The 17881-nt window shown below is 66.8% G+C and carries 14 protein-coding genes and 1 tRNA gene; 13 read left to right on the top strand and 2 right to left on the bottom strand.

The window, feature by feature from the left end:
* The first annotated feature begins 45 nt into the window (after positions 1-45).
* The 12 genes from ABE85_RS14375 to ABE85_RS14320 all read left to right on the top strand — a co-directional run bounded on the left by ABE85_RS14375 (position 46) and on the right by ABE85_RS14320 (position 14104).
* Positions 46-2385: a Tex family protein gene (locus ABE85_RS14375; protein WP_067275771.1), complete on the top strand. Its 2340-nt coding sequence runs from the start codon at positions 46-48 to the stop codon at positions 2383-2385.
* Positions 2386-2573: 188 nt separating this feature from the next.
* Complete coding sequence (locus ABE85_RS14370) at positions 2574-4772, top strand: TonB-dependent siderophore receptor (RefSeq protein WP_157522395.1); 2199 nt, start codon at positions 2574-2576, stop codon at positions 4770-4772.
* Positions 4773-4840: 68 nt separating this feature from the next.
* Positions 4841-5923, top strand: coding sequence for a phospholipase (locus ABE85_RS14365; protein ID WP_067275765.1), 1083 nt, complete (start codon positions 4841-4843; stop codon positions 5921-5923).
* Between the two features lie 203 nt (positions 5924-6126).
* Positions 6127-8052 carry a threonine--tRNA ligase gene (gene thrS, locus ABE85_RS14360; RefSeq protein ID WP_067275761.1) on the top strand — a complete coding sequence of 642 codons (1926 nt, stop codon included), beginning with the start codon at positions 6127-6129 and terminating at the stop codon, positions 8050-8052.
* Positions 8053-8121: 69 nt separating this feature from the next.
* Positions 8122-8667 (top strand): translation initiation factor IF-3, encoded by a 546-nt coding sequence (infC, locus tag ABE85_RS14355; protein WP_082938615.1) that lies wholly within the window; start codon positions 8122-8124, stop codon positions 8665-8667.
* A 166-nt stretch (positions 8668-8833) separates the two neighbouring features.
* Positions 8834-9037 (top strand): 50S ribosomal protein L35, encoded by a 204-nt coding sequence (rpmI, locus tag ABE85_RS14350; RefSeq protein ID WP_067275755.1) that lies wholly within the window; start codon positions 8834-8836, stop codon positions 9035-9037.
* 26 nt (positions 9038-9063) lie between these two features.
* Positions 9064-9420 (top strand): 50S ribosomal protein L20, encoded by a 357-nt coding sequence (gene rplT / locus ABE85_RS14345; RefSeq protein WP_067275752.1) that lies wholly within the window; start codon positions 9064-9066, stop codon positions 9418-9420.
* A gap of 196 nt (positions 9421-9616) precedes the next feature.
* Positions 9617-10654 carry a phenylalanine--tRNA ligase subunit alpha gene (pheS, locus tag ABE85_RS14340; protein ID WP_067275749.1) on the top strand — a complete coding sequence of 346 codons (1038 nt, stop codon included), beginning with the start codon at positions 9617-9619 and terminating at the stop codon, positions 10652-10654.
* A 39-nt stretch (positions 10655-10693) separates the two neighbouring features.
* Positions 10694-13108: a phenylalanine--tRNA ligase subunit beta gene (gene pheT / locus ABE85_RS14335; RefSeq protein ID WP_067275747.1), complete on the top strand. Its 2415-nt coding sequence runs from the start codon at positions 10694-10696 to the stop codon at positions 13106-13108.
* A 17-nt stretch (positions 13109-13125) separates the two neighbouring features.
* Positions 13126-13491 carry an integration host factor subunit alpha gene (locus tag ABE85_RS14330; RefSeq protein ID WP_067275744.1) on the top strand — a complete coding sequence of 122 codons (366 nt, stop codon included), beginning with the start codon at positions 13126-13128 and terminating at the stop codon, positions 13489-13491.
* Between the two features lie 40 nt (positions 13492-13531).
* On the top strand, positions 13532-13993 hold the full coding sequence (locus ABE85_RS14325) for a MerR family transcriptional regulator (protein ID WP_067275743.1): 462 nt from the start codon (positions 13532-13534) through the stop codon (positions 13991-13993).
* Positions 13994-14027: 34 nt separating this feature from the next.
* A tRNA-Pro gene (locus ABE85_RS14320) sits at positions 14028-14104 on the top strand.
* Between the two features lie 109 nt (positions 14105-14213).
* Here the strand turns inward: ABE85_RS14320 and ABE85_RS14315 are convergent.
* Both ABE85_RS14315 and ABE85_RS14310 read right to left on the bottom strand, forming a co-directional pair.
* On the bottom strand, positions 14214-15401 hold the full coding sequence (locus tag ABE85_RS14315) for a choice-of-anchor tandem repeat GloVer-containing protein (RefSeq protein WP_157522392.1): 1188 nt from the start codon (positions 15399-15401) through the stop codon (positions 14214-14216).
* Positions 15402-15572: 171 nt separating this feature from the next.
* Entirely contained in the window at positions 15573-16775 is a 1203-nt protein-coding gene (locus tag ABE85_RS14310) for an acyltransferase family protein (RefSeq protein WP_067275719.1), read from the bottom strand.
* Positions 16776-16911: 136 nt separating this feature from the next.
* Here ABE85_RS14310 and ABE85_RS14305 point away from each other — a divergent pair, with 136 nt between their 5' ends.
* A complete protein-coding gene (locus tag ABE85_RS14305; RefSeq protein ID WP_067275716.1) occupies positions 16912-17859 on the top strand; it encodes a LytTR family DNA-binding domain-containing protein in 948 nt (315 codons plus the stop codon).
* Positions 17860-17881: the final 22 nt, after the last annotated feature.

Below are 17881 nucleotides of genomic sequence, written 5' to 3'. Positions count from 1 at the left end.
CTCTTCGGCTTTCGTTGCTCTCTGGGCCTTGGGCCCGTCGCTGTTTTGGACAAGATCCTGCTTCAGATTGCCGCCGAACTGAAGGTTCGCCCGGCTCAGGTCAACGCCGCGGTCACGCTGCTCGACGGCGGCGCCACCGTCCCGTTCATCGCCCGCTACCGCAAGGAGGCCACCGACGGCCTCGATGACATCCAGCTGCGCGAACTCGAGGCCCGCCTGAGCTACCTGCGCGAGCTCGAGGACCGCCGCGAGGCCGTGCTCAAGAGCATCGAGGAACAAGGCAAGCTCACGCCCGAACTCGCCGCCGCGATCGCCGCCGCGCCGACCAAGCAGGAGCTGGAAGACCTCTACCTGCCGTACAAGCAGAAGCGCCGCACCAAGGGCCTCATCGCCCGCGAGGCCGGCCTGGAGCCGCTCGCGGACAAGCTGTTCGCCGATCCGTCGCTCGATCCGATGACCGAGGCCGGCGCCTTCCTCAATCCCGATGCCGGTTTCGCCGATGCCTTCGCGGTGCTGGACGGCGTGCGCGACCTGCTGTCCGAGCGCTGGGCCGAGGATGCCCTGCTGATCGGCAAGCTGCGCGAGTGGTTGTGGGAGGAAGGCCTCTTCAAGTCCAAGCTGATGGACGGCAAGGACGAGAACCACCCCGACATCTCGAAGTTCCGCGACTACTTCGATTACGCTGAACCGGTCTGCACCGTGCCCTCGCACCGCGCGCTGGCCGTGTTCCGCGGACGCACGCAGGAGTTCCTCGACGCCAAGCTGGCGCTCGATGAGGAAGCCGTCGTCGGCCAGCCTTCGCTCGCCGAAGGGCGCATCGCGCGTCACCTCGGCTGGAGCCACGGCAAGCGCGCCAGCGACGACCTGATCCGCAAGACCGTCGCGTGGACGTGGAAGGTGAAGCTCTCGCTGAGCCTGGAGCGCGATCTCTTCGCGCGACTGCGCGAGGACGCCGAGAAGGTCGCCACCAAGGTCTTCGCCGAAAACCTGCGCGACCTGCTGCTGGCCGCGCCGGCCGGCAAGCGCGTCGTCATGGGCCTGGACCCGGGCATCCGCACCGGCGTGAAGGTCGCCATCGTCAGCGACACCGGCCGCGTGCTGGACACCTCGACGGTCTATCCCCATGAGCCCAAGCGCGATTGGGAAGGGTCTATCCACGTGCTGGGCCGCCTGTGCGCGACGCACGGCGTCAACCTGATCGCCATCGGCAACGGCACGGCCTCGCGTGAGACCGACAAGCTCGCCGCCGACCTGATCAAGCGCATCCAGGCGATGGCGCCGGGGACGGTCATCGAGAAGGTCGTCGTCAGCGAAGCCGGCGCGTCGGTGTACTCGGCATCGGAATTCGCGTCGAAGGAACTGCCCGATCTGGATGTGTCGCTGCGGGGCGCCGTCTCGATCGCACGTCGCCTGCAGGATCCGCTGGCTGAGCTGGTGAAGATCGACCCGAAGTCCATCGGCGTCGGCCAGTACCAGCACGACGTCAACCAGAGCGAACTCGCGCGCACGCTGGACACGGTCGTCGAGGATTGCGTGAACTCGGTCGGCGTCGACCTGAACACGGCCTCGGCGCCGCTGCTGTCTCGCGTGTCGGGCCTGTCGGCCAGCGTCGCCAATTCGATCGTGCGCTGGCGCGACGCGAACGGCGCGTTCCGCAATCGCCAGCAACTGCTGGACGTCACCGGTCTCGGTCCGAAGACCTTCGAGCAGGCAGCCGGCTTCCTGCGCATCCGTGACGGCGACAACCCGCTGGACGTCAGCGGCGTGCACCCGGAAACCTATCCGGTCATCGAGCGCATCCTCGCGAAGGTCGATCGTCCGATCGCCGACGTGATGGGCAAGTCCGACGTGATCCGCGCGTTGAAGCCGGAAGCCTTCGCCGATGAGCGTTTCGGCGCGATCACCGTCAAGGACATCCTGGGCGAGCTGGAGAAGCCGGGCCGCGATCCGCGTCCCGACTTCAAGGTGGCGCGCTTCAACGACGGCGTCGAGGACCTCAAGGACCTGAAGGAGGGCATGGTGCTGGAAGGCACGGTGTCCAACGTCGCGCAGTTCGGCGCCTTCGTCGACCTGGGCGTGCATCAGGACGGCCTGATCCACGTCAGCCAGCTGGCCAACAAGTTCGTCAACGATGCCCGCGAAGTCGTGAAGACGGGCGACATCGTCAAGGTGAAGGTGCTGGAGGTCGACCTGGCCCGCAAGCGCATCTCGTTGACGATGAAGATGGATGCGCAGGCGCCGCGCGGCGGCTCGAAGCAGGACAACAGCTTCCGTCCTGCGGGTCGCAACGAGCGTGCGGGCGGTGCTCGCCCGTCCGGCGCGCGTGACGCCCAGCCGACCGGCGGCAACGCGATGGCTGCAGCTTTCGCCAAGCTCAAGCGCTGAGCGCCATTCGGGCCAGCGATCCGGCGCCGTCTACGGCGCCGGATCGCATTTGATCCCACATTTTTCGCGGCTGGTCGCACCTGAGGTGTCGGAGGTCGCGGTGTGCGGCTACGCTGCGCGCCGTTTACCGTCAAAGACAAAAGTCGACAGACCGACACGGTGTCGACACCAAATCCTCGGGAGTGCCCTTGAAGACCCACGCCATCGCCAGGGCTTGTGCCCTTGTCTGCCTGTCCGTGCTCGCGCCTGCGACGACTGTCCTCGCGCAGGACGCCCCTCCGGGGTTGGGCAACGAGCCGACGTCCGGCAAGCGCCTGGACCGCGTGGAGATCTCGGGCCGGAACACGGATTCGGAGTTGCGCCGCCGGGCGCCGGTGGCCAAGCAGATCTACGGCCGGGACGAACTCGACAAGTACGGCGACACCAGCGTCGCCGACGTGCTCAAGCGCCTGCCGGGTGTGAACGTCTCGGACGGGGCGCCTCGCATGCGCGGGTTGGGTTCGGGCTACACCCTGATCCTGATCAACGGCGATCCGGCGCCTCCCGGCTTCAAGCTGGACCAGCTGGATCCGGCGCAGGTCGAGCGCATCGAACTCACCAAGGGCCCGAGCGCCGACCAGAGCGCGCAGGCCGTCGCCGGCGCGATCAACATCATCCTGAAAGAAGCGCCCAAGATGTCGCAGCGCGACCTGCGCGTCGGGGCCGGCTACAACATCAACCACCCGGTGCCGTCGGCCACCTTCACCTACGGCGAGCGCTTCGGACCGGTGTCGGTGTCGGTGCCGCTGTCGGCGTTCCAGTGGCTGCAGGAGATGAAGTCCACGACCGAACGCAGCGCCACCGACGTGGACGGCCAGCCCGTCGTCGCGATGCAGCACGGGAAGATGCGCAACTGGGGCCACGGCTTCAACTCCGCGCCGCGCGGGACCTGGAAGCTCAGCGACGACGAGAGCGTGTCGCTGATCGGCTTCGCGCAGAAGGGGTTCTGGAACAACTCGGTCCGGCTGACACAGGACGCGGCCTATAGCGACGGCACGCGCCTGGACGACAACGCCGACAACAAGGGCACCTGGCAGATGCTGCGCGCCAACCTGGCGTGGAACAACCGGTTCAGCGAGACGCAGAAGTGGGAGCTGAAGGCCGGCGTGCAGGACGCGAAGAACCACATCGAGAACCGCACGCGTCCGGTCGACGATCCGGTGGAGGCCTTGCTCGACAGCCGCGACCGGAGCCTGACGCAGGCCGGCAAGTACAGCCATATCCTCGGCGAGGAGCACACGGTGACGGTCGGCTGGGACTTCGAGTTCCGCAAGCGCGACGAGGTCCGCAACACGCTGGTCGGCGGCGAGGAGCAGCTCCCCGGCTTGAACGGCGAGAACTTCGGCGCGCGCATCCGGCGGCAGGCGTTCTTCATCCAGGACGAGTGGGAGATCAACCCGCAGTGGTCCACCTACTTCGGCCTGCGCCATGAGCAGATCGTGACGACGAGCCGCGGTGTCGGCACCGACGCGCGCAACAGCTCGAGCGTGCTGTCGCCGCTGTGGCACCTGACCTACAAGCTCGATCCGAAGGGGCGCGACATGATCCGCGCCAGCATCACCCGCAGCTACAAGGCGCCGGAGCTGACGCAGATGCTGGGCCGCTACACGCTCAACAGCAAGTTCCAGCGGCCGGACGGCACCAACGACGAATTCAACCCCGACCGCGTCGGCAACCCGGCGCTGAAGCCGGAGCTGGCCACGGGCCTGGACGTCTCCTACGAGAAATACCTCACCGGCGGCAGCCTCTTCAGCCTCGGCGTCTTCCATCGCAACATCAGCCAGTTGATCCGCAACGTCGTCACGCTGGACGCGCCCACCGCGCTCGTGCCGTTCCCGCGCTACGTGATCCGGCCAATGAACTTCTCCAGCGCCACCACCAGCGGTGTCGAGATGGAGCTCAAGGGCCGCGCGGGGGAGCTGTTCCCGTCGCTGTTCGAGCCCAAGCTGCCGCTGAACCTGCGCAGCTCGGTGAGTGTCTACCGCTCGCGGGTCAAGGCCGTGGACGGTCCGGACAACCGGCTGGACCAGCAGCAGCCCTGGACCGCCAACCTCGGCTTCGACTACCGCTTCAGCAGCGTGCCGGTCACCACCGGCGCCAACCTGAACTACACGCCGGTCTACACGGTGCGCCAGACCGATCGTCAGAGCGTCGAGTACTCGCGCAATCGCGGGCTGGACGTTTTCGCCCAGTGGATGGTCAGTACGAAGACCTCGGTGCGCTTCTCGGCCAATAATCTGTTCCCGCTCGACGCGCGGGCCGAGACCCAGCTTCCCGGTGACCAGTTCTACGCCACCGGTCGCGGTCTGAAGCCGTGGTTCCAGTTGAATCTGGAAATGAAGCTCTGATCCTTCCAGGACGGAGCGGCTGAACGGCCGTGTCGGGCGCCTCCGATGTTGAAAGGACGACCCGACCGATGCAGGCCTTGCAGATCCTCGCCGGACCACGTGCGCGCCAACGACTGCGCGGCCGTGGCCTGCGCGCCGCCGACGTGCGCGTCGTGCCCGGCGCCGCGGGCGGCCCGAAGGGGCTGGTGCTCAGCGCGCTCGATGCGCATCTCTTCGGCGAGTTCCTGCCGTCGGGCGGCCAGGAGGTGCACCTGCTCGGCGCCTCCATCGGCGCCTGGCGCATGGCCACCGCCTGTCTGACCCGCGACGCCGCGCAGGCGAACGCGGAGTTCGAGCGCCTCGCCCACGATTACGCGCATCAGGACTACGAGTCCGCGCCCGGCAAGCGGCCGACCGCCGCGACGGTCTCGCGCGCGTTCGCCGGAAAGCTCGGCGAGATCTTCGGCGGCCGCGAGGCCGAGGTGTTGTCGCATCCGCAGTTCCGCCTGCATGTGTTCACCTCGCGCGGCAAGCACGTGCTCGGGCGGGAAGGGCGCTTGCGCACGCCGCTCGGCTACCTCGGCGCGTTCGCGGCCAACGCGATGTCGCGGCGCGCGATGGGCGCCTGGCTCGAACGGGTCGTCTTCTCCGACAAGCGCTCGCCGCTGCCGATGCCGCTCGCCGACTACCGCAGCCGGCAGGTGCCCCTGGACGCAGGCAACCTCAAGCCCAGCATCCTGGCGAGCTGCTCGATCCCGTTCTGGCTGCAGGCCGTGCACGACATCGAAGGCGCCCCGGCCGGCGCGTACTGGGATGGCGGCATCACCGACTACCACCTGCATCTGAACTACGCGGCCATGGTCGGCGACGGCATCGCGCTGTATCCGCACTTCCAGGCCAGCGTCGTGCCGGGCTGGCTGGACAAGGCGCTCAAGCACCGGCATCGGACCAGCGCCTTCCTCGACAACGTCGTGTTGCTGACGCCCAACCCCGAATGGGTGAAGACCTTGCCCAACGGCAAGCTGCCCGATCGCAACGACTTCCAGCGCTACCTGAACGACGTCCCCGGCCGCGCCCGCGACTGGCTGCGCGCCGTGCGCGAAGGCGAGCGGCTGAGGGACGAGTTCCGCGAGGCCTGCGCCCGTCCGACCCTCGACATCCAGGCGCTCTGAGCTACACTGGACGTCTCATTTTCTTTTTCCAACAAGGACCGGGAAAGGCGACATGGTTATGACACCGCGGACTACCACCTCCACTGCGAAGGTTTGAGCGACCGCGGCTCGTCACGTCTTTCATCAGCTGTCCGGAAAAAGTCAGCACCCCAGAAAAAGCGCGGCACGTGGTCGCGCTTTTTTGTTTTCTGGAGTTCCCCCTCATGTCCAACATCTCCATCCAACTGCCCGACGGCTCCAAGCGCGAGTTCCCGCAGCCGGTGACCGTCGCCGAAGTCGCGGCCTCCATCGGCACGGGCCTGGCGAAGGCGGCGCTCGCCGGCCGCGTCGGCTCGGGCGATGACGCCAAGGTCGTCGATACCAGCTTCCTCATCGACCAGGACACGCAGCTGGCCATCGTCACGGACAAGGATCCGGACGGGCTGGATGTGATCCGCCATTCGACGGCCCACTTGCTGGCCTACGCGGTCAAGGAGCTGTTCCCCGACGCGCAGGTCACGATCGGCCCGGTCATCGAGAACGGCTTCTATTACGACTTTTCGTACAAGCGCCCGTTCACGCCGGACGACCTGGCGGCGATCGAGGCCAAGATGGGCGAGCTCGCGAAGAAGGACGAGAAGGTCACGCGTTCGGTGCTGCCGCGCGATGAAGCCGTCGAGTACTTCAAGGGCATCGGCGAGGCCTACAAGGCCGAGATCATCGCCAGCATCCCGGCGGACCAGGACGTCTCGCTGTACGCCGAGGGCGCCTTCACCGACTTGTGCCGCGGCCCGCACGTGCCGTCGACGGGCAAGCTGAAGTTCTTCAAGCTGATGAAGGTGGCCGGCGCCTACTGGCGCGGCGACCACCGCAACGAGCAGCTGCAGCGCATCTACGGCACGGCCTGGGCGACCAAGGACGACCTGGCGAACTACCTGCGCATGCTGGAGGAAGCGGAGAAGCGCGACCACCGCAAGCTGGGCAAGGACCTGGAGCTGTTCCACATCGACGAGCACGCGCCGGGCGTCGTGTTCTGGCATCCCAAGGGCTGGACGGTCTGGCAGGAGGTCGAGCAGTACATGCGCCGCGTGTACCGCGACAACGGCTACCAGGAAGTGAAGGGCCCGCAGCTGCTGGACAAGACGCTGTGGGAGGCCACGGGCCACTGGGACAAGTACCGCGACAACATGTTCACGACGGAATCGGAGAAGCGCGACTACGCGCTCAAGCCGATGAACTGTCCCGGCCACATCCTGATCTTCAAGCACGGCATCAAGAGCTACCGCGACCTGCCGCTGCGCTTCGGCGAGTTCGGCCAGTGCCACCGCAACGAGCCCACGGGGGGCCTGCACGGGATCATGCGCGTGCGCGGGTTCACGCAGGACGACGGCCACATCTTCTGCACGGAAGACCAGATCCTGGCCGAGTGCGTGGCGTACACGGCGCTGTTGCAGAAGGTCTACAAGGACTTCGGCTTCGACAACATCATCTACAAGGTCGCGACGCGCCCCGAGGCCCGCATCGGCTCGGACGAGGTGTGGGACAAGGCCGAGTTCGCGCTGATGGAGTCGCTGCGCGCCTCGGGCGTGGAGTTCATCATCGCCCCGGGCGATGGCGCCTTCTACGGTCCGAAGATCGAATACACGCTCAAGGACGCCATCGGCCGCCAGTGGCAGTGCGGCACGATGCAGGTGGATTTCTCGATGCCAGCGCGCCTGGGCGCCGAGTACGTCGGCGAGGACGGCGAGCGTCACACGCCCGTGATGCTGCACCGCGCGATCGTCGGCAGCCTGGAGCGTTTCATCGGGATCCTGATCGAGCAGCACGCCGGCGCGCTGCCGGTCTGGCTGGCTCCGACGCAGGTCGTTGTCGCCAATATCACCGACGCCCAATCGGACTACGTTTCCAGCATTGTGAAATCGCTGCAAAAACAAGGGGTTAGGGTTCAGGCAGATTTGCGCAACGAGAAAATCACGTATAAAATCCGCGAGCATTCACTGCAAAAGGTGCCGTTCATCCTCGTCGTCGGCGACAAGGAAAAGGCGAACGGCGCAGTCGCAGTGCGCGCCCGAGGCAACCAGGATCTGGGCGTGATGTCGCTGGAGGACTTCGTTTCGAAGCTCTCGACCGCCATCGCGGACAAGGCCTGAGTCGGGCGCTTTTTGCGTTGTACTGATCATTAACGGACCCTTGCCAAGGCCCGCCTAAAGGTAACCACCATCGCTACTTTTGCTGACCGTCGTGCGATTCCGGAGCGCAAGCACCGCCTGAATCGCGAAATCATCGCTTCTGAAGTCCGTCTCAATGGCCCCGAGAACGAGCCGATCGGCATCGTCTCGATCCAGGAAGCGCTCCGGATGGCCGGTGACCTGGACGTCGATCTGGTCGAAATTGCCGCCACTGCAGTCCCGCCGGTCTGCCGGTTGATGGACTACGGCAAGTTCAAGTACCAGGAGCAGAAGCGCGCCGCGGAAGCCAAGTCCAAGCAGAAGGTCATCGAGGTCAAGGAAGTCAAGTTCCGTCCGGGCACGGACGAAGGCGACTACCAGATCAAGATGCGCAACCTGCGCCGCTTCATCGCGGAGGACGGTGACAAGGGCAAGGTCACGCTGCGCTACCGGGGCCGCGAGATCACCCACCAGGACATCGGCATGCGCATGCTGGAACGCATCCGCGACGAGCTGTCCGACGTGGCCGTGGTCGAGCACATGCCCAAGCTCGAAGGCCGCCAGATGATCATGGTGCTCGCACCAAAGAAGCGTTGATTCCGAAGCGTTGAGCTTCTGAAGATCCACTCGGCGGGGCCGCAGGGCCCCGTCACAGTTTCAGCCCGCCGATCTGGTCGTCGGCGGGCTTATTAGTCTCCTGCAGGCCGGTCAAGTACCGCGGACTCCGCGGTCGCCTGGAGGGACGCACATAGAAGGAGCAGTCATGCCCAAGATGAAGACCAAGAGCAGCGCGAAAAAGCGTTTTCGCGTTCGTCCGGGTGGCACCGTCAAGCGCGGTCAGGCGTTCAAGCGCCACATCCTGACCAAGAAGACCACGAAGAACAAGCGCCACCTCCGCGGCGCCACGACCGTGCATGAGACCAACATGGGCCACATCGCTTCGATGCTGCCCTTCGCTGGTCTGTAATCCAGCAGTAGACAAGGAGATACAACATGCCTCGCGTCAAACGTGGTGTAACCGCACGTGCTCGTCACAAGAAGGTCCTGGCTCTGGCCAAGGGCTTCCGTGGTCGTCGCAAGAACGTCTTCCGCATCGCCAAGCAGGCGGTGATGAAGGCGGGCCAGTACGCCTACCGTGACCGCCGTGCCAAGAAGCGCGTGTTCCGCCAGCTGTGGATTGCCCGTATCAACGCGGCAAGCCGTGGCCTGGGTCTGAGCTACAGCAAGTTCGTGGCCGGTCTGAAGAAGGCCGAGATCGACATCGACCGCAAGGTCCTGGCCGACCTCGCCGTCAACGACCCTGCTGGTTTCGCCAGCATCTTCGCCAAGGTGAAGGCCGCTCTGGCTTGATAGCCAAGGTCCACCCGCCGGTGCTCGCCGGCGGGCGGACTGGCCGCTCCGGTCCTGCCGGGGCGGCCTCTTTCAAAGGCCGACACCCCGGTGTTCGGCCTTTTTTCATTCCGGCGCGGCGGTGCGATGTTCGCCATTCCACCGCCGGGCCATCCGACCTCCGCCAACGACGCCGACGCCCAGTCGCCGCCCCGCGATGAACGATCTCGATCAATTGCTGCACCAGGCGACCGGCGACTTCGCCGCCGCCACGACTCCCGCCGACCTGGAGAACGCCAAGGCGCGTTTCCTGGGCAAGACCGGCCAGGTCACCGAGCTGATGAAGGGCATGGCCAGCCTGCCCGTCGAGGAGAAGAAGACCCGCGGCGCGCAGATCAACCAGCTCAAGCAGGGCATCGAGGCGGCATTGACCGCGCGCCGCCAGGCGCTGGCGGACGCGGAGCTCGACAAGCAGCTCAAGGCCGAGGCGCTGGACGTGACGCTGCCCGGCCGCCAGCGCGGCACCGGGGGTCTGCACCCGATCACGCGCGCGATGGAACGCATCGAGGCGATCTTCGGCTCGATGGGCTTCGACGTCGCCGACGGTCCGGAGATCGAGAACGACTGGTTCAACTTCTCCGCGCTGAACACGCCGAAGGACCACCCGGCGCGCTCGATGCAGGACACCTTCTACATCGAAGGGGGTCATGTCTTGCGCACGCACACCAGCCCGATGCAGATCCGCTACGCGGTGCAGCACGTCAAGAAGCATCGCGCGCTGATCGACGCCGGCCAGCCGATGCCCGAGATCCGCGTGATCGCGCCGGGCCGCACCTACCGCGTGGACAGCGATGCGACACATTCGCCGATGTTCCACCAGGTCGAAGGGCTGTGGGTCGGCGAGAACATCAGCTTCAAGGACCTGAAGTCCGTCTACGTGAACTTCATGCAGCAGTTCTTCGAGACGACGGACATGGACATCCGTTTCCGCCCGAGCTATTTCCCGTTCACCGAGCCCAGCGCCGAGATCGACATGATGTTCGGCTCCGGCCCGCTGAAGGGCCGTTGGCTGGAAGTCTCCGGCTCCGGCCAGGTGCATCCGCAGGTGATCCGCAACATGGGCCTCGATCCCGAGCGCTACATCGGCTTCGCCTTCGGCTCGGGCATCGACCGCCTGGCGATGCTGCGCTACGGCGTCGGCGACTTGCGCCTGTTCTTCGACGGCGACCTGCGCTTCCTGTCGCAGTTCAAGTAAATCGAGCCCCCGGTCGCCTAGAGAGCAAGAGAGAACCCCATGCAATTCCCTGAGTCCTGGCTGCGGGCCTTCTGCAACCCCGCGCTGAACACGAAAGAACTGGCCGAGCTGCTGACGATGTCCGGCCTGGAAGTGGAAGAGCTGCGCCCGGTGGCGCCGCCGTTCCACGGCATCGTCGTGGCCGAGATCGTCGAAGCCGTCCAGCATCCGGACGCCGACCGCCTGCGTGTCTGCAAGGTCAATGCCGGCGGGCCCGAGCTGCTGCAGATCGTCTGCGGCGCGCCGAACGCGCGCGTCGGCATCCGTGTGCCGCTGGCCACCATCGGCGCCGAACTGCCCCCGGGCGAGGACGGCAAGCCGTTCAAGATCGGCAAGGGCAAGCTGCGCGGCGTCGAGAGCTTCGGCATGCTGTGCTCGGCCCGCGAGCTGAAGCTGGCGGAGGACCACGGCGGTCTGCTGGAGCTGGCCGCCGACGCGCCTGTCGGCGAAGACATCCGCAAGCACCTGAACCTCGATGACACGCTGTTCACGCTGAAGCTGACGCCGAACCTGGCGCACGCACTGAGCGTCTATGGCGTCGCGCGCGAAGTCGCCGCGCTGACCGGCGCACCGCTGCTCGCGCCCGAGATCAAGCCTGCCGCCGTCGCCACGGATTCGAAGCTGCCGGTGCGTGTCGAGGCTGCGGACCTGTGCGGCCGTTTCTCCGGCCGCGTGATCCGCAACGTCGACACGACCGCGAAGACCCCGCAGTGGATGGTCGACCGCCTGGCCCGTTGCGGTCAGCGCTCGGTGTCGCCGCTGGTGGACATCTCGAACTACGTGATGTTCGAGCTGGGCCGTCCGTCGCACATCTTCGACCTCGACAAGATCCACGACGGACTGATCGTCCGCTGGGGCAGGCCGGGTGAGCAGCTCAAGCTGCTGAACGGCAACACGATCGAGGTCGACGCGACCGTCGGCGTGATCGCCGATCGCGAGCAGGTCGAGTCGCTGGCCGGCATCATGGGCGGCGACGCCACCGCCGTGTCCGACGACACGAAGAACATCTACGTCGAAGCCGCGTTCTGGTGGCCGAAGGCGGTGATGGGGCGCTCGCGCCGCTTCAACTTCTCGACCGACGCGGGTCACCGCTTCGAGCGCGGCGTCGATCCGGCCGGTACCGTCGAGCACATCGAGCGCATCACGCAACTGATCCAGTCGATCTGCGGCGGCGAGGCGGGCCCGATGGACGACCAGACGACGCAACTGCCCGAGCGCAAGCCGGTCGCGTTGCGCGTCGATCGCGCCGCCAAGGTCATCGGCATGCCGGTGACGCAGGCCGAGTGCGAAGGCGTGTTCAAGCGCCTGGGCCTGGCGTTCAGCTCGGCGCCGGGCGTGATCACGGTGACGCCGCCGACCTTCCGCTTCGACCTCCAGATCGAGGAAGACCTGATCGAGGAAGTCATCCGCGTGCTGGGCTACGCCCGGCTGCCGTCGACGCCGCCGCTGGCGCCGGTGGTGGGCAAGGCGCGCTCGGAATCGCGCCGCGCGACGCACGCGCTGCGTCACGCGATGGCGGGCCAGGGCTACTTCGAGACGATCAACTTCAGCTTCGTCGAAGCGCGCTGGGAGCAGGAGCTCGCCGGCAACACGGATCCGATCCAGCTGCTGAACCCGATCGCCGCGCCGCTGGCGGTGATGCGCACCTCGCTGATGGGCTCGCTGGTCCAGGCGCTGCGCAACAACCTGGCGCGCAAGGCGCCGCGCGTGCGCGTCTTCGAGATCGGCCGCGTGTTCCTGCGCGACGCGTCGGTGCAGGAAAGCGACACGACGATCGCCGGCATCGCGCAACCGATGCGCCTGGCCGGCCTGGCCTGGGGCCCCGCGGATCAGCAGCAGTGGGCGCAGAAGGACCGTGCCGTCGACTTCTTCGACGTGAAGGGCGACCTCGAGGCGTTGTTCGCGCCGCGCGTGCTGAGCTTCGAAGCCGCCGAACATCCCGCGCTGCATCCGGGCCGCAGCGCCCGCGTGCTGCTGGACGGCGAGGACATCGGCGTCGTCGGCGAGCTGCATCCGAAGTGGCGACAAGGCTACGAATTGCCGAGCGCGCCGGTCCTGTTCGAGCTGTCGCTGGACGCGGTGCTGACGCGCACGTTGCCGCAGGGTCAGGGCGTGCCCCGTCTGCAGGCGGTGCAACGCGATCTGGCGCTGATCGTCAATGAGCAAGTGACCTATGCCTCCCTCATCCGGGCGATCGAAGCCAGCGGCGAAGCCCTGGTACGCTCTGCGCGTCTGTTCGACGTCTTCAAGCCGGCCCAACCGACGGCGGAGCTGAAGGCGAACGAGCGCAGCCTGGCCGTGCGCCTGGAGCTGCTCGATGACGAGAACACGCTGACCGACGAACGCATCGAGCAGGCGGTGGCGAAGGTGGTGGCGCAGCTGGGCGACAGTCTCGGCGCGCGCCTGCGAGGCTGAGGGAGGGGAGGACACCCATGAGTGATGACGATCTGAAGGATCAGGCGCGCGTGCTGCTCGGCAGCCTGGAGACGCCGACGCTGACCAAGGCCGAGCTGGCGGAACTGCTGTTCGACAAGCTCGGCCTGAACAAGCGCGAGTCCAAGGACATGGTCGAGGCCTTCTTCGACATCATTCATCAGAGCCTGTCCAGCGGCCGCGAAGTGAAGCTCTCGGGCTTCGGCAACTTCAACATCCGGCGCAAGGCGCCGAGACCCGGCCGCAACCCGCGCACCGGCGAAGCGATCCCGATCGCGGCGCGCAACGTCGTGACGTTTCATGCGAGTCACAAATTGAAAGAAGCCGTCCAAGGCAACGCGCCTTCGACGGGTGACTTCGAGTAGAGTCTGACCCTTCCCGCCGCTGCCGGAGCCGCTGATTCCCATGGACGTCCAGCTTCCCGCCATCCCTGCCAAGCGCTACTTCACCATCGGTGAGGTGAGCGAGCTGTGCGGCGTGAAGCCCTATGTGCTCCGCTATTGGGAACAGGAGTTCACGCAGCTCAAGCCGATGAAGCGGCGGGGCAACCGGCGCTATTACCAGCACCATGAAGTGCTGCTGATCCGCCGTATCCGCGATCTGCTCTATGACCAGGGCTTCACGATCAGCGGCGCACGCAATCAGTTGATCGACATCAGCCACAACGGGGCCAGCGCGCAGGAGTTCCGCGCCGAGGCCTTGGCTGCGGCTCAGCTCGATGCCTACCGGGATCATCGCGAAGCGTCGCGCGCATTGGCGGCAGGCGTCGCGGACGGCGCGGCGCACACCACCGTGTCGCTTGAGAAACTCACGCTGGAACAGGTCCGGGACGAGTTGTTGGCGATTCGAGAGAGTTTGCTTGCATGAGCCTCTCGAATACGTATAGAATCTAAGGCTTAGTCGGGGCGTAGCGCAGCCTGGTAGCGCACTTGCATGGGGTGCAAGGGGTCGCGAGTTCGAATCCCGCCGCCCCGACCATTTATAAGAAGAATCAGGAAGCCCGGTATCGCAAGATGCCGGGCTTTTTGCTTTCTGGCCGATGCTCGACGCGTCGCCCGCGAAGGGGCGACGCCAGGCTCCGGACGCCTTACGGATTCGCGGTCAGAAACTGGATCTTGAAGATCGTCCCGTAGTGGCCGGACCAGGTGGATTCACCGTCCGTGGTGACGCTCCACAGGTTGCCGTCCGCGCCGACCGTCAGGCCCGCCTTGGGCCAGCTCGCATCCCCGAAGACGAACTGGTGGATGGTCGACAGGCTGTTGTTGGACGACCGGAACTGGTACAGGCGGCCGGCGTCCGATCCCCACGAGTTGGCGTAGAACACGCCGATGAACCGTTCGTTCAGCGCGGACCAGGGCGACGGGCTGCTCTGCATCGCGGTCCGCACGGTCACGGCGCCGGTCAGCGTGCTGGAGAAGATGGTGCCGGCGCCGTTGCCGCCGGCGTAGCTCGTGCCGTACAGCAGACCGTCGCGGGCCTGGATCAGGCGTGACGGGAAGCGCGGATCGGGGGTGTTGGCGGCGCCGAAGCTGTACAGGCGGCTGAAGCCGTTGTTCGCGGGGTCGATGCTGAACAGCGTGCCGCCGTTCGAGTCACCGCCGTTGTAGGCCGTGCCATACAGCTTGCCGTCGCTGGCCTGGATCACGCCGGTCATCGGGCCGCTGCCCTCCGCGTTGCAGAACGAGTGCGTGGTGGAAACGCTCCCCGGGTTGGACAGGCTGAACTGGAACACGGTGCCCAGTCCGCAGGTCCCGCCGGCGGTGGCGGTGCCGTACACCACGCCGTTGCTGGCGAGCAGCAGCGGGCCGGAAGGCGACGCGCCCTCGGTGCCGGCGCCGAAGTGATACAGCACCTGGTAACCGGCCGCGGTGCTCCACTTGAAGAGCACGCCCTTGCCGTTGGCGCCGCCGGCTTGCGTGACGCCGTAATACGCGGAGCCGGCGACGAGCACCGGTCCGTTGGGTCGGCTGCCTTGCGCGTCGCCGCTGCTGCCGAAACTGCGCAAGGTGGTGACGGCGCCGCCGGTGGCGACGGTGTAGAGCGCGCCGCCGCCGCCCGTGCCGCCGTTCGGCGTCACGCCGACCAGCAGGCCGGTCGAGGACTCGAGCGTCAGATCCCAGACGGGCCAACTGCCCGGGGAGGTTGCCGAGGTGTCGGTCGGAGCGGGGAACGAATAGACCGGAACAAAGGTGCCGCCGGCCTGCGCGGCCAGTGACAGCGTCGCCGTGGCGACGAGCGCGGACAACTTCGGCAGCGTGAGTGACTTCAACATCATTTTTGAGAATCTCCCTGTTGATGAGCGGTGGCGGCGGCCTCCGCATCGCGTGAAGCCGTACCACCGCGGCCGACTATTGGGGAGACGATCCGCTCCGAAAATCCCCCCTAGGGGTGGGCCCGCAAGACCTGGCACCTTTGGCATGGGTTTGTCATGTGCGAGGGGCGGTTTTCATGTGCGAGGGCCGAGCCCCATCCAGGGCCGCAGCCTGTCGACACGCATCGCCAGCAGCGCGGCGAGCAGGCATCCCAGCGCGGTGATCGCGACGAGTGCGACGGCCTCCATCGCCAGTGGCCAATGCAGCGGCGCGAGCAGATGCCCCGCGATCACGGTCACCGTCTGGTGGACCAGATAGAACGGGAACACGGCCAAGGTCAGCCAGCGCAGCCATGGCGAATCGCGATCGGCCAGCCACTGCCTGCCGAATCCCAGCACCGCCACGATCGGCAGCCACTGCTTGCCCGCGTTCAGCGCGCGCAGGGCCATCAGCAGCCACTCCGGGAACGCATCGCCGTGGGCGATGCCCCATTCACTGGTGAGCCGCTGCGAAAGCAGCTGCACCGCGACGAAGCCGACGAGCGCGATCCAGCGCAGCCGCCTGGCGGTTTCCCAGGCGCCGTGGCGATCGTCCCGGCTGCCGTAGAGCGCGAAGCCGAGCAGGAACACCGCGAAGTACACGCTGTGCTGGTACCAGTCATGGACGAGGTCGTGCGTGCTGGGGAAACGCTCCAGCAGGTGCTGGCGCAACAGCGCGAACACCAGCCACGGCACCCACAGCAACCGGCCTCCGGCGACGACCTGTCGCCAGCCCGGATGCGCCAAGCACCTGCGCACGACATCCAGGCGCGTCGCCAGCAACACCACCACGGTGTAGGCCCAGAGGTAGGGCAGGAACCAAAGGTGGTTCCAGGTCGGCAGCTTCAGGCAGTCGTCGCCGCGGCAGAAGCCGTGATAGCCCTGGAAGTAGAGCTTCAGGAAATCACCGTAGCCGCCGGCGTAGTGCAGCTTCTCCACGACCTCCAGATAGGCCTGCGGCGGCACGATCACCGTCATGCCGAACACCAGCGGCAGCAGCAGCCGTCTGCTGCGGGAGGCGATGAGACCCCCGCCGCCGTCGGCGCGTCCCGCCATCAACGCGGTCGCCGCGCCGGAGATCAGGAACAGCAGCGACATCCGCCACGGGTTCAGCCACAGCATCCAGGGCTCGAGCGCGGGGATGAGCCGCGGCGACTTCACGTGCCAGTCCCAGCTCACGTAGAACATGCCCGAGTGATAGAGGATCAGCAGGCCGAAGGCGAGGACGCGGAGCCAGTCGAGCTCCGTCAGTCGGGACGCCGGAGCCGCGACGCGCGGGGGAGGGGAGGTGGTGTTCATGGCGTCGCAGCTTCGTCGCGGAGGTCGCTGCGCGGGAGGGAATGTGACGAGCCGCCTCCGCCCGGTGACGACCCGCCCCGTCCCAGGGGCCGCCCGAACGACCCGTGGGTGCCGGGCACCCCTACACTGCGCCGCCATGACCGAGGACAAGTGGCTGGGGATCTATCTGAAGCGGCGGCGCTGGGTCGAACGCGCGACCTGGAGCGCGCTGCTGCTCGGCTCGGCGGTCGCGAACACGATCACGACGAACCTGGACATCCGCCGCGCCCGTCTCCCGTTCGAATCCTGGGAGCCGGCGGTCTGGGAGTTCTCCAGCGCCCTCGTCTGGATGGTGCTGCTCCCGTGGATCGTCCGCGCGGCCGACACCAGGCCGTTGCGCTGGGGCCAACTGCGACGGCATCTGCCATGGCACGTCCTCTTCGCGCTGCTGACCAGCCTGGCGCACGTCCTGGGCATGGTGGCGCTGCGCAAGCTGGCCTACGCGACGCAGGATGCGGTCTACGACTTCGGCAACTGGCCGCTCGAACTGTTCTACGAGGCGTTGAAGGACGTGCGCAGCTACGCCTTCATCCTGGTGATCGTCGGGGCGTACCGGCTGTTCGTGTGGCGCTGGCAGGGCGAGGCGAGCCTGCTGGCTGAACCGCCGGCGCCCGTTCCCGCGCTTCCTTCGGCGCCGCCGCCCCTGCCCGAACCTTCGTCCGAACCTTCGTCGGAACCTTTGTACGAAACCCGGCCCGCCCCGGTGCCGGCACCTGCGTTGCCCGAGCGCCTGCTGGTGAAGAAGCTCGGCAAGGAGTTCCTGCTGCCGATGGACGAGATCGAGTGGGTGCAGGCCTGCGGCAACTACGTCAACCTGCGCCGCCAGCAGCACGACTACCCGCTGCGAAGCAGCCTGGGGGCCTTCGAGCAACGCCTGGACCCCGCCGCCTTCGTGCGCGTGCACCGGGGCTACCTGGTGCGACTGAGCCTGATCGACGCCATCGAGCCCACCGAGGCCGGCGACGCCCACCTGCGCCTGCGCGACGGCAGCCGCGTGCCCTGCAGCCGCACCTATCTGGAGCGTCTGCGACAGCGTCTTGTCTGACTGGGCGAACTCCTGTCCGCCG

It is taken from the genome of Mitsuaria sp. 7 (assembly GCF_001653795.1).
Lineage (GTDB): Bacteria > Pseudomonadota > Gammaproteobacteria > Burkholderiales > Burkholderiaceae_C > Roseateles.
Note: the sequence above shows the minus strand (reverse complement) of the source record. Positions and strands in the feature narration are given on the sequence as shown.

Bases quoted from the DNA above. Each gene is read 5' to 3' on its own strand.
- ABE85_RS14310 (WP_067275719.1), bottom strand. From the start codon at position 16,775: ATGAACACCACCTCCCCTCCCCCGCGCGTCGCGGCTCCGGCGTCCCGA.
- ABE85_RS14325 (WP_067275743.1), top strand. From the start codon at position 13,532: ATGGACGTCCAGCTTCCCGCCATCCCTGCCAAGCGCTACTTCACCATC.
- thrS (WP_067275761.1), top strand. From the start codon at position 6,127: ATGTCCAACATCTCCATCCAACTGCCCGACGGCTCCAAGCGCGAGTTC.
- rpmI (WP_067275755.1), top strand. From the start codon at position 8,834: ATGCCCAAGATGAAGACCAAGAGCAGCGCGAAAAAGCGTTTTCGCGTT.
- rplT (WP_067275752.1), top strand. From the start codon at position 9,064: ATGCCTCGCGTCAAACGTGGTGTAACCGCACGTGCTCGTCACAAGAAG.
- pheT (WP_067275747.1), top strand. From the start codon at position 10,694: ATGCAATTCCCTGAGTCCTGGCTGCGGGCCTTCTGCAACCCCGCGCTG.
- ABE85_RS14365 (WP_067275765.1), top strand. From the start codon at position 4,841: ATGCAGGCCTTGCAGATCCTCGCCGGACCACGTGCGCGCCAACGACTG.
- ABE85_RS14315 (WP_157522392.1), bottom strand. From the start codon at position 15,401: ATGATGTTGAAGTCACTCACGCTGCCGAAGTTGTCCGCGCTCGTCGCC.
- ABE85_RS14305 (WP_067275716.1), top strand. From the start codon at position 16,912: ATGACCGAGGACAAGTGGCTGGGGATCTATCTGAAGCGGCGGCGCTGG.
- pheS (WP_067275749.1), top strand. From the start codon at position 9,617: ATGAACGATCTCGATCAATTGCTGCACCAGGCGACCGGCGACTTCGCC.
- ABE85_RS14330 (WP_067275744.1), top strand. From the start codon at position 13,126: ATGAGTGATGACGATCTGAAGGATCAGGCGCGCGTGCTGCTCGGCAGC.